Here is a 12273-nt window from a genome sequence, read left to right as displayed (position 1 = left end):
TCCTGCAGCTCACCCGGTCTCATCCGAGACGCACGACATCATCAGCTCCCGGTATTTCCCCGGCGTGACGCCCTCGATCTTTTTAAAAGCCCGGATAAAGACAACGTCGCTCGTATACCCGACCAATTGCGCGATTTGGGCGTTTGTGAATTCCTTGTCAGCCATATGGCGTTTGGCAAGCTCAATCCGTTTCTTGGCGATATGGTCGCTGAGATTGATCCCGCTCTGTTTTTTGTAAAAGGTCGAGACGTACTGCGGCGTCATGTCGAAGTGATCCGCCACCATGCCAAGCCCCATGTTCGAATCGGTGAAGTGCTCATCCACGAACTGATCCATGTCCTGCAGAAGCTGGGCGCTGTGGCCGCTCTTGTCCGCAACCATGCTCTCCGCCAAAATTTCATACAGTCGCTTCATCCGTTTGTGCATTCCTTCGGCCGTTTCATAGGAGAAGATGTCCTTCACCAGATCGATATCAGGTCCGAGAATGTCATTCTGGTCCATGCCCGTGGCGTTCATAATTTTTAAATATGTACTGGTGATGTTAAAGAACAGGCATTTCCCGTATTCCGGCGTGATGCTGCCCGACTCGAAATTCATCGCGTAAATCGTGTCCAGCAGCTGCAGGGCATGGTCGGCGTCACCACTCCTTACGAAATTAATCAGCTGTACCTCAATATCGACCGGGTAGTAATAATGGGAGTGCACATCCGTAATATCCTGAAAATAAATGATCGTCCCGCCGCCCTTAACAATCCGGAATTCTAAGGCAGACGCCGCTTCCGCATAGCTCTCGCTGATGCTCTTCGCGCCGCTGTGAGGCAGGCCCACCGCCACGGTCACATCGATCTTGAAGCGTTCCTCGATCATGCCTTTGAGCGCTGTGGCCAGCTCACGGGTCACCCTCTCGCCGCCCTCGGCCTGTTCCGCGGCAAAGTTGCACACAATCGCTACCCGGTCCCGGTCCAGCTCAACGGCAAACGCCTTGTGCGGATACTCGATCAGATCCGTGCCGATATTGGATACGATAAAACGGGCAAGCGCCCACTGCTCCTCGCTCGGCTCCGCGTTGAACCTTGCGATGCTGTCCAATTGGACGACCATGACCGAGAAGTCGTCACTGACGAACGTAATATCCATAAACCGCAGCGACTGGCCGCCTTCCCGGGACGCGTCGACATCCATCTGCCCCCGGAGCAGGCGCAGCAGGAAGTTGGAGCGGATGACGGGCGTCTGCTGGGCGAGCAGGCTGCGTAAATTTTTTTCGGTATGCAGGGAGCCTTCAATGGACTGCAGGATCAGCTCGTATTCGTTGACCTGCGGCCTTCCGCTCCATTCATTGCCCCTGAGAATGGCATTGACCGTTTTACGCAGCGGACTGTAATTTCGGTAAGCGAAGATGAAGGCTGCGGTCAGTCCCACGGCCAGACAAAGGGCGAACAGGATCAGCGCCCACTGCTTGATCAGAATGATCTGCTGCATAAAGACGCTTTTGGGCGTAACGAGCACGTATTTCCATCCTTCTTTTTCCGATGAGGTATACGATACCATTTTCTGATCGCCATTAATCGTTTGGTTGAACAACCCGCCGGTTCCCGTGATCCGGGACAACAATTCGCCCGGCAGCGGCTGGCGGTCCGTCGCCATGATCGTGCGGCCGTCCGAATTCACGATGTAGATCGAGCTGTCGCTCGCGGATTCAATCTGGGCAAACATTTCCTTAATCTGACTCTCGTCGATCAGAATGACGAAGGTCCCCGTAATATCGCGCCGGTCCCGCCCCGGAAGCGACTGGGCGAAGGTGATGACGTTCAGCGGCGTTTTCTCGATGCTCTGCATCGGATCATACTCGGCGGTGCGCAGCAGCGTGGCCGATGGAAGGTAATCCATCGTATGGAAGCTTGTGAGCATGCTTTCCCGCCAGCGGTCGTAACTCATGCCCTGATAGCTGTAATACATATCGTAAAATTTGTGCGAATCGGTGAGAAGCCCGGGCCTCAGCACCAGATCGCTGTTGCGGAAATAGACATAGTAATCCAGGATAAAGTTCGTCAGGCTCCCCTGTCTTGACATGGTGTTCCGCATAAATTCGATGAACTGGTACCGGTCGGGACCGCCTGCATCCTGGTCCAGTTTGAGCAGATACTCCAGCTTCGGATCGAAAATGATCTGCTGGGCCAGCTTTTGCACTTCGCTTAATTTGCTGTCCAGGGACAGCTTGAGCTGCTCCAGCATCGCTTGATTGGAACGGTTGGCACCGCTTTCCAAACTTGCTTCGACTTTGGTGTACAAGAAGGCTCCCATCGAGACCGGGATGAGCAGCAGAACCAGATTGGAAATCAGCATCGTCATCCACACGCTTCGCAGATGACCGATTCCAAGCGGACGAAGCAGCCGTTTCACCAAGCATTCCCCCTACCTTGTTCATGTATCGACCGACATGCGCATCAATGAAACTTGTATGTTCATTATAATGCAAGGGACAGGGCTCCGGGCAGTTTTTTATTCCTTGATGGCGCCGATCAGCACCCCTTTGACGAAATACTTCTGCAGGAATGGATACAGGCAGATAATCGGCAGGGTCGACACGATGATGGTCGCGTATTTGATCGTTTCGCCGATCGCATACTTGTCGTCCGCAGCCACGCCGGTGGACATGGAATCGGTGGAATTGGCGATGAGGATTTCGCGCAAAACGAGCTGCAGCGGGTACATCGTCCGGTCACGCAAATACACCAGTGCCGGAAAATACGAGTTCCAGTGCCCAACCGCATACCAAAGAATCATGACCGCGATGACCGGCATCGACAGCGGAATGACGATTCGGAACAGTATGGTCATCTCGCCGGCACCGTCGATTTTGGCCGACTCTTCGAGCGACACGGGTACGCCCTGGAACGCCGTCCGCATAATGATCAGGTTAAACGTGGAGATCGCACCCGGGATCAGCAGCGCCCAGGGCGTATTCATCATGCCGAGCTTGCCGACGAGGATGTACGTCGGGATCAGTCCGCCGCTGAACACCATCGTCAGGACGATCGCAAACATCATCAGGTTTTTAAAATACAGGTTCCGGCGCGACAGCACATAAGCCCCGAGAGCCGTCATAAACAGGTTAATGGCCGTTCCTGCGGCTACGTAAAACAGCGTATTCCGGTACCCGCTTGTGATCATCGGGTTCTTGAAGACGGCTTTGTAAGCCTCGAAGTTAATTCCGAGCGGGCGCAGGAGGATGCCCCGGTGCTGGATAAAGCTCGCCGCGTCGCTCAAGGAAGCGAATAATACATACAGGAACGGGTACAGTGTAACGAAGCAGAGCAGCAGCATCAGCAGCGTATTGATCACGCCGAATACCTTTTCGCCGTTCGTTTGTGCAATCATCGGATGATTCCTCCTACCACAGTTTGTTTTCGGACACGCGTTTGCTGATGGCATTTGCCGACACGATCAGAATCAGGCTGATGACGGAATTGAACAGGCCGACCGCCGCGGTAAAGCTGTAGCTCGCCTCCAAAATCCCTTTTCGGTATACATAAGTGGAAATGACATCGGCCGTTTCGTAAGTCAGCGGATTGTACAGCAGAAGCACCTTCTCGCTGCCTACCGACAGCATGTGCCCCATATTCAGAATGAGCATGATAACAATCGTGGGCATGATGCCCGGTATAGTGATATGGAACGTTTGTCTCCAGCGGCTTGCGCCGTCGATTTTGGCTGCCTCATACAGCGTCGGGTCGATATTGGCGATCGACGCCAAATAGATGATGGAGCCCCAGCCGATGCCCTGCCAAATGCCGGACGATACGAAAATAAAACGGAACCAGCCGGCCTCCTTCAGAAAATCGATCGGATCGACGCCGATGAAACCCAGCAGCTGATTGATCAATCCGTCACGGCTTAGGAAGTCAAACATCATTCCTGCGACCACGACAATCGAAATGAAATGCGGTAAATAGGAGATCGTCTGCACGAATCGCTTGAACGCCATTTTGCGGATCTCGTTCAGCAGCAGCGCCAGCAGGATCGCCGCCGGAAAACCAAACAGCAGATCATAGAAGTTGATGAGGACCGTATTGCGGATGAGCCTCCAGAAATAAATGCCGTTAAAAAAGCTGTCAAAATGCTTGAAGCCGACCCATGGGCTTCCCCAGATCCCTTGTGCCGGCGAGTAATCCTTAAAGGCGATCAGGAGACCGTACATCGGTCCGTAATGAAAGATCAAATAATACGCAATGACGGGGAGCGCCATGAGATAAATGATCCAGTTGCGGCGGAGATCCTTACGGATGGTTTGCCCCGTGGTTAGATCGGTCCGGCTGCGCAGCGGGCGCTTCTTCATCAGTTTCTTATCGGTTACCTGCCACATGTAACCCCCTGCCTTTCCTGCGGAATGTGGTGTTGGAACAAGGGGCGTGCCGGGAAGCGGACATCCCCTGCCCGGCATCTTCGCCGCCTTATGTTTTTTGATTAACGCTTATTGAACCGGTCAAGGGCGGACTGCTGGATTTTGATCGCGTCGTTAATGCCCATCGCCTCGATTTTTTTCACGTACTTATCAAAGTTGTCGATCGGTTCCGCGCCCATGATGAATTTGAGGAACATCTCGTCCTTATAAGTGTTGATGTCCGTCATGATCGAAGCGAATTGGGAGCTCTCGTCCTTGGTCGGCGTCACGAGCGGCATTTTGCGTTCCCCGGTCGGCTGGGACCATACGGTCAAGGCATCCTTCTGGTTCGGGAGGGCCAAATACTGCATCTGGAATTCATCGCTGAGCACGAACGGCGCGCTCCACGTCGAACGGTTATGCTTCGCAAAGGACTGCTGCAGGCTGACGCCGCTCGGCGGGTTCAGCACCTCAGGCAGGAAGACCGGCTTGCCGTCCTTCATCGTATACGCTTCTCCCTCTTTGCCGTAGTTGAACAGGAGGTTGCCCTGTTCTCCGTAGGCATAGTCCAGCCACTTGACTGTTTCGGTCGGGTTCGTATTGCTGGTCGAGATGGCGGCACCGATGCCGTTCGTGGCGAAATCCTTTTGTCCCCAAATCGGCTTATCGCCTTTGTTCAGTACCGGATACGGAGCAGCCACCAGATTGAATTTCGGATCCTTATCCTTCATCAAGTTGGCGTATTTGCCAATGCCGCCGCCGTTATACGTTGGAGCGGCGCCCAGCTGGTTGCCGGTCATTTTGGCATCGAACAGCTTGTCGTTCGGAGCGGCGAAATCCTTGTCGAGCAGCCCTTCCTTATACCATTGGTTCATCGTGGCCAGAAATTCCTTGTACTCCGGCTGGATCGGTCCGTATTTGACGCTGTTGTCGATCTGGTAGAAGCCGTAGTTGATGCCCCATGCGCCAAGGAAAGGCGCATCCGTGCCGATATCGTCCTTCGTAAAATACAGCGGAATTTCATCGGCTTTCCCGTTGCCGTTCGGATCCTTCTCCTTAAACGCCTTGAGCACTTCATGCCATTCATCGATCGTCGTCGGCATCTGAAGGCCGAGCTTATCGAGCCAATCCTTGCGGATCGACGGGCCGTAGAAGACACGGACCTTATCGCCGCCGCGGAAGAACGGGAACATATAGAGGCTTCCGTCGTCGGTGGTCACCTGCTTTTTCCAGTCGGGATGCTCATCCAGCAGTTTTTTCAAATTCGGCGCATTTTGGTCGATCAAATCGTTCAGCTTAATAATTTTGTTGTCCTGGATCGCCTTCTCCGGTCCCCCCGGATACCCGATCCATGACGTTTCGATCACGTCCGGCAGTTTCTCGGAGACCATCATGAGGTTGAACTGCTCCTGAGCCTGGGTGGAGTCGGTCGGCGGATGCTGGAAGTCCACTTTAACGCCAGTGATTCGTTCCAGTTCCTTATACATGCCCATTTCCGCGTACGTTTTCATTTGGGCGGCTGCAGCGGGATGCATGCTGACCCAATAGGTCAGATGGGTTAATTTTTCCGGTTCGGCTGTTTTTCCGCTAGTGGACGCCTCCCCTTTCGCCTGATCGTTACCCGAGGTGCCGCCGCAGGCCGCAAGCGACAGAACCAGGGCGGCTGCAAGCACCGCAGTACCCCATTTTTTAGCTGCTTTTTTTCTCATGTAAGCGCCTCCTTTTTGAAATAAATCCAGTTGACCGGACTCTGGTTTAATGTGAAGCTGCCGGTACCCAAAGTATAGGGAACCTGCCTGTTCCCGCGATACTGCCGCTTTGAAAGGAGCGCAGTATTTTCGTAAGATGACGGACTGATTTTTTTAATGCTGCCTTAACTTTTCTTCATCCGGGCGGCTAATCCTGGACCCGCACAAGCCTTACGGCACGCAGCTTTACCGCGTCGGCATGCCAGATTTCCGTGAATTTGGGAGACGGGTCCTTCAGTTTGGAAGAACGGAGCGTCAGCCTATGGATTCCGGGCTCCAGCCACGTCACTTGTCCCAATCGGGACCGTATCGGGATGTAGGGATGCTGGCATGATGGAGAATCCGGATCCTCCCCGTCTTCCGCCGGATCGGTAACCAGGCAGCTTCCATCCGTCTCCAAGACGACCGGTTCCGGATACAGCCCGGGCCAATCCTGGTCGTGCCGCTTGAAGCTGATCAGCATCAGTTCATAGGTGCCCGGCTGAACGAGCTTGAAGGTCCATTCCGCCTGCCGCAGCGCCGGAATCCCCACTGCCTCGTCTTCCTCCCTGACAAGGGTTACGCTCGCTTGGGGGACATCCAGCTGCAGCCGGCCGCCGTCAAGCTGCGTTAACGTCCGGTCGAAATCCGGCTCTCCGGCCATTTCCAGGGCAATAACCGTCACATGCTCGTCAGCCGGTTCGGTTGGAAGCTCCACCTTGAGCACATGCAGATCGAGCCCCTCGTCAACCGATTGCCTGAACGCCAGTTCTTTTTTCTCCGGATCGGCCAGGCAGTATATACGTGATACCTCGCCGCGTATGCCGTGCATCACCAAGCTATCCGCAGGCCATTTGTCGTTATGAACGTGCACATACACTCGTCCCGGGCGGGTTGTCACCGCTCCAAATTCCAGCTCGGCCGGAAACGGGCTGCCTCCGGTACCGTAAATGGCGTCGCTATTCCGCCGCGTCCATTCTCCGACCTCCCGCAGACGTTCCGCGGACAGCTCCGGAATCGTCCCTTCCGGCGTTGGACCGACATTCAAAAGCAGGTTGCCGCCCTTGCCAATGACGTTTACCAGCTTCTTGATCACCGCCTCCGCACTCTTCCAAACCTGGTCCCGGTCCGTGTAGCCCCATGACTGGTTCAGGGTCATCGGCGTTTCCCACGGCCGCTGATCTTCACCGCTCATCCCGATCTCGTTATCACCCTTGGAGACATAATCGCCCATGCCGATAAAGTGTGACACCCTGGAATTAATGAGGCAGTCCGGCTGCAGGCCTTTCACAAAGGCTACGATATCGCGGCTGTCCGCTTCCGATAACCCGCCCGCCGTATCAAACCAGAGCAGGCCGACCGGCCCGTAGGAAGTGAGCATCTCCTTCAGCTGCGGCTTCGCCTTGCCTTCCCAGTATTCGGGGAAGTGCTTCTCCGCCAACTTGTAATCCCACGTGTTGTTATGCTCTTTGTGCAGCGAATGGGGATGGTGCCAGTCAATCACATGCGAATAGTAAAAGCAGAGTACGATTCCCGCCTCGCGGCAAGCCTCGGCAAGCTCCTTCAATGGATCGCGCCCAAACGGCGTCGCGTCCACGATGTTGAAGGGATCGGCCTTGGAATGGAACATCGCAAACCCGTCATGATGCTTGGCCGTAATGACGATATATTTCATCCCTGCGTCTTTGGCGAGCTGTACCCAGGCCGCGGCATCAAATTGCTGCGGATTAAAGTCCCCGGCCAGCTTCTCGTATTCGCGGACGGGAATCTTATCGGCGTACATGACCCACTCGCCCTTGGCCAGCGCTGCGTACAGTCCCCAGTGGATGAACATGCCAAACCTCGCATCCGTCCACCATGCCGTGGCCGGATCGCTTCTCTTGTGCACTTCTTGCTCTCCCATACGTATTACCCCCTTCTACCAATACGGCTTCCAGTCCCGGGTTACGCGAACCAGTGCCTCGTACATGTAATAGTCGCCCCAGATGCAGCACTCGTCGACACCGTTTCCGCCCGGCTTGCTGTATACCGCATGCAGCAGAATGCCGTTCGACTCCGGCACGTGCCAGGTCATATAATGATCGATCAGGGATTTCAAAATCCGCAGCGCGGCATTTTCGTACAGCCGTTTCAGCGGATCGGTCAGCGGCAGATGCGCCGCGGTCTCGATCAGGCCGCAGACCGCAATCGCCGCAGCGGAGCTGTCCCGCTCCTCATCCCCTTCCGTAAATACGAGATCCCAGTAGCATACCTCGTCCTGCGGAAGCCGGTTCAGGAAGTAATTCGCCAGCCTGGACGTCAACTGCAGGTACCTGTCATCGGCGGTGTAGCGGTAGGAGAGCGGGAAGCCGTAAATCCCCCAAGCCTGTCCGCGCGACCAGCATGAATCGTCCGCATGCCCCTGCGCGGTGGAGCCGTACTTCGGCTGTCCCGATGCGATATCCATGTAAAAGGTGTGATAACTGGACGCATCCTCCCGAATGAGGTGCTCCGCCGATTTCCGGGCGTGCGACTCGGCCGCAGCCCTATATTTGGGGTTACCGGTGACGTCCGATGCCCAGTACAGCAGCGGCAGATTCATGAGGCAGTCAATGATGATCCTCCCCTGCTGCCTGGGATCCTGGAGATTTCCCCAAGCCTGGATGATCCCCGCCTTGTCCCAGTAACGCTCCATCAGCAGATCGGCCGCCTGCACGGCGAGCGTCTTGGCTTCCTCGCTGCCGGTCAGCTTGTAGGATGCCACGCATGACAGCGTATAGAGGAATCCTAAGTCATGCGTGTCCGTATAGCGCCGTTCCTCCACCCTCCTGCGGTAGCTGTCCAGCTGGCCTTCCGCGGCGGCGCGGTACTTGGCATCGCCGGTCGTTTCGTAAGCGAGCCACAGCATCCCGGTCCAGAATGCCGGCGTCCACTCCGTGTTTCCGGTCTGTCGGTATACCAGATTCGTGCTGGCCTCCGACGGAAACGTGTCCTGAAATGTCTGAAGATTCCGGTCCACCTGGCGCCGAATAAATTCCATAGCCTCCAGGCACCTTTCCCGCGTAAGCCCGGAGTCCTCCTTATACCTCCCTGAATTCTTGATGTCCTCGTCCTTCACCTGCTTCATCGCTGCCACCCTCCATGATTGTTGATATTGGCGTTCGTCATGAACTGAATTGTAACCAGGCCATGCACTCTTCACAATCGCCGTTATTCGTGGTAATACTGCCGTTTTTTCTGGTTGCAGCAGGATCTGAAAATTCGTCGGTCTCCGAAAAAAACGTCAGGAAGGTCTTCAAGCCGGGATCGAAACCGATGTCTACAAGGTCTACAAGCTTGCAGCGGCATCGAGCCGAGCACGAAAAAAACGACCCGGCTGCGGCGGCTCGTGAAAGCTCCGCATTACTCGGATCGTTTGAAATTCAGGATCGAGGGATCTCGATATGAAAAGTCTCCTGCAGTCCGCGGACCCCCTCGTCGGTAATGCGCAGCGCCCGGGTCCCTTCCATGCGGAGCAGCCATCGCAGCTCGAGCAGCCGCTCAAGCAAAGCGCTGCCCAGCGAGCCGGCCAAATGCGGCGTGCGCTCGCTCCAATCCAAGCATTTGCTGCAGAAGCTGCGCCGCCTTTTCCGGACCGCTTCCACATCGATGCCCATATGTTCGAAGAAGGCGGCCCCTTCCCCGGTAATCGCAAAGGCGTCCGCTTCCTCACGGATCACGCCGGCTTCGATCATCGCGTCCCTCAGGCGGATGCCAAGATCTCCGGCGACATGATCGTAACAGGTTCTCGCCCGCCGCAGGTGGCGGTTTTCCTCGGATTGCCTCAGCGACTTGATCTCAACCGGCGGCGCAAGCAATAGCAGCGTCTCCACCACGGTAGCCACGTCATGGCTTTTCAAGCCGTAATACCGGTGCCTTCCCTGCTTGTGCATGGCGACCATCCCCGCTTCTTCCAGCTTGGCCAGATGGTAACTCGCCGTCTGCGGCGTGATCCCCGCCATATAGGCCAGCTCACTCGCCGGATGGAACCGACCGTCCATCATGGCGGTCAGCATCGCCGCACGCGAAGGATCGCTGATCATGGCCGCGGGATGAGCCGCAATCGGTCCTGCCTTCATCCTGCCCCCTCCTTTGCATTCCACATTTCGATGAACATTGTAATATGAACCGGTTACAATGTTCAAGTACATTATAAACAAGGAGGCGTATGCCAAATGGCCGCAGCAGAACCGCAAACCCGTGCTATCACACCGAAGATTTTATATTATGGCATGCCTGTTATCCTGATTACCACGCGTAACGAAGACCACACATCCAATATCAGCCCGATCTCCTCTTCCTTTGCGCTGGGGGACAACATCGTCCTGGGTATTTCAACGAGCAGCAAAGCTTATGACAATTTGACCCTTCACCCGGAGTGCGTCATCAATCTTCCTTCCGCCCCGCTGTGGGAGAACGTGGAGCGCATCGCCCCCTATACCGGGAGGACAATTGTCCCTGAGGTTAAAGAAGCCATGGGGTTCACGCACGAAAAGGATAAGTTCGCCGCAGGCGGCTTTACCGCCATCGATTCCGAGGTGGTGCAGCCATCGCGCATATCCGAATGTCCGATACACATTGAAGCACGGGTTCAGCGGATGACGGTGCCGGAATACGATCCGTTCTTCGCGATCGTGGAAACCTGTGCCGTCCGGGTCCATGCTCATGACGACATCCTTATTGGAGATCATCATATCGACCCCCGGCGCTGGAATCCGCTCATTTACAACTTCCGTCACTACTTCGGTCTGGGAGATCCGTTGGGAGCGACCTTCCGGTCGGAAACGTGAGCCCTTTTTGCCACCATGTCTATTCAACCGGATATCTCTAAACAAAAAAAACCCTCAAAGACGCACTGTCTTTGAGGGCTTTCCGGCTGAAATTCTAACGTATGCCTGCATTTATAGCTTATTTCCTATCATCGGCAGCAATCGGAGCAGCATACCGCCGTCCCCGTCTGGCCCTGGCGGTTCTTCCGTCCCGGCTCATCCTTGATGATATACAGCTGACGGAAGCCGACCCGTTTCAAGAATCGGGCCGCCTGTTTGCTCTGCCGACTGCTGCCGCCCAGAATCACAACCGGTTCGGAGGTGGAGAGCTCCTTTTTCCAAAGATACGGCAGCCGGCCGAGCGAAATATTGACCGTGCCATTCTCATGCTCCCGCAAATAATCCACCGGATCTCTCACGTCCAGCATTTTGATGTCTTCCTGATCCCTGGCGATGACCTTCAAATCGTCGGGATGGATGGGCGTAAGACCATGGACAGGCAGGATATTCCGGAGCAGCCATACTCCAATGACGATAACGGCTGCCAGCAACAACCAAATCATCCGCGTTCCTCCCTGGTTATATTGTAGCGAGGGATCATGTCCTTGGCCGCTTCACAGCAGCATAGTGCTGCCATACAGCAAAAAGGCGATAATCGGACAAGCATCCATTAACATTTTCTATAAGTCATTAACAAATTTGATTATAACCCCGGGGAGGAAATTGTCAATGCAGGATCATGTCTATTTTCCTTTCTATAATATAAAGGCGCATGTCCCGTAACCGATTTGAACACCCGGCCAAAATGCGTAACGCTCCCGAAACCCACCTTCCTGGCAATAAGATTTAACTTCAACCTCAGGCTTATGGTACCAGGTTGTCGACAAGGGCGACCGCCCGGACAACTGGCTGGAAAGTTCCTGTACCGCCCTGTATGTACACGCCATTGCCAAAGCGGTGCGGTTCGGTTATTTGGACGAAAGTTATCTTCAGTACGCCTGGAAAGGATACCAGGGCGTTATCGACACGCTGAAATTTGCCGAGAACGGCCGCGTGATCATCGGCCAACTCTGCATCGGCACAGGCATTGGGGACTACGCCCACTACATTGCCCGCCTTACGAGCGAGAACGACCTCCACGGCGCCGGCGCTTTTATTCTGATGTGCACGGAAATGAACTTGGCAAAGCAAGCAGACTGAGGGCTCACCCGGAGCAAGCCGATCCCGCGCCCAAATCGTTTGAGTCCGTTTACTTGGTACGGACCTCAGCTCAGCCATGATTTTCCGGACTTCGTGTTTAAGAAAAAAACCGCCTCCACACCGGATGTGAACTGTGACCCATAAGAAGGACACTTTGAAAAAAGTGACCCTCTTGTGG

10 protein-coding genes are annotated in these 12273 nt (G+C 55.0%); 2 read left to right on the top strand and 8 right to left on the bottom strand.

What is annotated here, in order from left to right; all coding sequences use genetic code 11:
* Positions 1 to 9: 9 nt before the first annotated feature.
* From IAE55_RS00050 to IAE55_RS00020, 7 genes are all read right to left on the bottom strand, one after another.
* Positions 10 to 2400, bottom strand: coding sequence for a helix-turn-helix domain-containing protein (locus IAE55_RS00050; protein WP_325168580.1), 2391 nt, complete (start codon positions 2398 to 2400; stop codon positions 10 to 12).
* A 99-nt stretch (positions 2401 to 2499) separates the two neighbouring features.
* A complete protein-coding gene (locus IAE55_RS00045; RefSeq protein WP_145156952.1) occupies positions 2500 to 3378 on the bottom strand; it encodes a carbohydrate ABC transporter permease in 879 nt (292 codons plus the stop codon).
* A gap of 13 nt (positions 3379 to 3391) precedes the next feature.
* The gene (locus tag IAE55_RS00040; protein ID WP_116231734.1) at positions 3392 to 4336 is read right to left on the bottom strand and encodes an ABC transporter permease; all 945 of its coding nucleotides are present in this window, start codon (positions 4334 to 4336) and stop codon (positions 3392 to 3394) included.
* A gap of 128 nt (positions 4337 to 4464) precedes the next feature.
* Positions 4465 to 6090, bottom strand: a complete 1626-nt coding sequence (locus tag IAE55_RS00035; RefSeq protein WP_145156951.1) for an extracellular solute-binding protein — start codon at positions 6088 to 6090, stop codon at positions 4465 to 4467.
* A 187-nt stretch (positions 6091 to 6277) separates the two neighbouring features.
* A complete protein-coding gene (locus tag IAE55_RS00030) occupies positions 6278 to 8011 on the bottom strand; it encodes an alpha-L-fucosidase (RefSeq protein WP_200630585.1) in 1734 nt (577 codons plus the stop codon).
* 15 nt (positions 8012 to 8026) lie between these two features.
* The gene (locus tag IAE55_RS00025) at positions 8027 to 9214 is read right to left on the bottom strand and encodes a glycoside hydrolase family 88 protein (RefSeq protein ID WP_200630584.1); all 1188 of its coding nucleotides are present in this window, start codon (positions 9212 to 9214) and stop codon (positions 8027 to 8029) included.
* Between the two features lie 295 nt (positions 9215 to 9509).
* Positions 9510 to 10205 (bottom strand): ArsR/SmtB family transcription factor, encoded by a 696-nt coding sequence (locus IAE55_RS00020; protein WP_200630583.1) that lies wholly within the window; start codon positions 10203 to 10205, stop codon positions 9510 to 9512.
* A gap of 96 nt (positions 10206 to 10301) precedes the next feature.
* Between IAE55_RS00020 and IAE55_RS00015 the strand changes: the two genes are divergently transcribed.
* Positions 10302 to 10916 (top strand): flavin reductase family protein, encoded by a 615-nt coding sequence (locus IAE55_RS00015; RefSeq protein WP_200630582.1) that lies wholly within the window; start codon positions 10302 to 10304, stop codon positions 10914 to 10916.
* A 128-nt stretch (positions 10917 to 11044) separates the two neighbouring features.
* Here the strand turns inward: IAE55_RS00015 and IAE55_RS00010 are convergent, their stop codons facing one another.
* Positions 11045 to 11458, bottom strand: coding sequence for a rhodanese-like domain-containing protein (locus IAE55_RS00010; protein WP_076167422.1), 414 nt, complete (start codon positions 11456 to 11458; stop codon positions 11045 to 11047).
* A gap of 346 nt (positions 11459 to 11804) precedes the next feature.
* Here IAE55_RS00010 and IAE55_RS00005 point away from each other — a divergent pair, with 346 nt between their 5' ends.
* Positions 11805 to 12095 carry a glycoside hydrolase family 88 protein gene (locus tag IAE55_RS00005; protein WP_234489270.1) on the top strand — a complete coding sequence of 97 codons (291 nt, stop codon included), beginning with the start codon at positions 11805 to 11807 and terminating at the stop codon, positions 12093 to 12095.
* Positions 12096 to 12273: the final 178 nt, after the last annotated feature.

The sequence above is a fragment of the Paenibacillus sp. S28 genome (genome assembly GCF_016624415.1).
In the GTDB taxonomy this organism is placed as follows: Bacteria; Bacillota; Bacilli; order Paenibacillales; family Paenibacillaceae; genus Paenibacillus_AQ; species Paenibacillus_AQ favisporus.
The sequence above is the reverse complement of the archived record's forward strand: the minus strand, read 5'-3'. Positions and strand labels throughout refer to the sequence as shown.

Bases quoted from the DNA above. Each gene is read 5' to 3' on its own strand.
- IAE55_RS00045 (WP_145156952.1), bottom strand. From the start codon at position 3,378: ATGATTGCACAAACGAACGGCGAAAAGGTATTCGGCGTGATCAATACG.
- IAE55_RS00040 (WP_116231734.1), bottom strand. From the start codon at position 4,336: ATGAAGAAGCGCCCGCTGCGCAGCCGGACCGATCTAACCACGGGGCAA.
- IAE55_RS00035 (WP_145156951.1), bottom strand. From the start codon at position 6,090: ATGAGAAAAAAAGCAGCTAAAAAATGGGGTACTGCGGTGCTTGCAGCC.
- IAE55_RS00030 (WP_200630585.1), bottom strand. From the start codon at position 8,011: ATGGGAGAGCAAGAAGTGCACAAGAGAAGCGATCCGGCCACGGCATGG.
- IAE55_RS00025 (WP_200630584.1), bottom strand. From the start codon at position 9,214: ATGAAGCAGGTGAAGGACGAGGACATCAAGAATTCAGGGAGGTATAAG.
- IAE55_RS00020 (WP_200630583.1), bottom strand. From the start codon at position 10,205: ATGAAGGCAGGACCGATTGCGGCTCATCCCGCGGCCATGATCAGCGAT.
- IAE55_RS00015 (WP_200630582.1), top strand. From the start codon at position 10,302: ATGGCCGCAGCAGAACCGCAAACCCGTGCTATCACACCGAAGATTTTA.
- IAE55_RS00010 (WP_076167422.1), bottom strand. From the start codon at position 11,458: ATGATTTGGTTGTTGCTGGCAGCCGTTATCGTCATTGGAGTATGGCTG.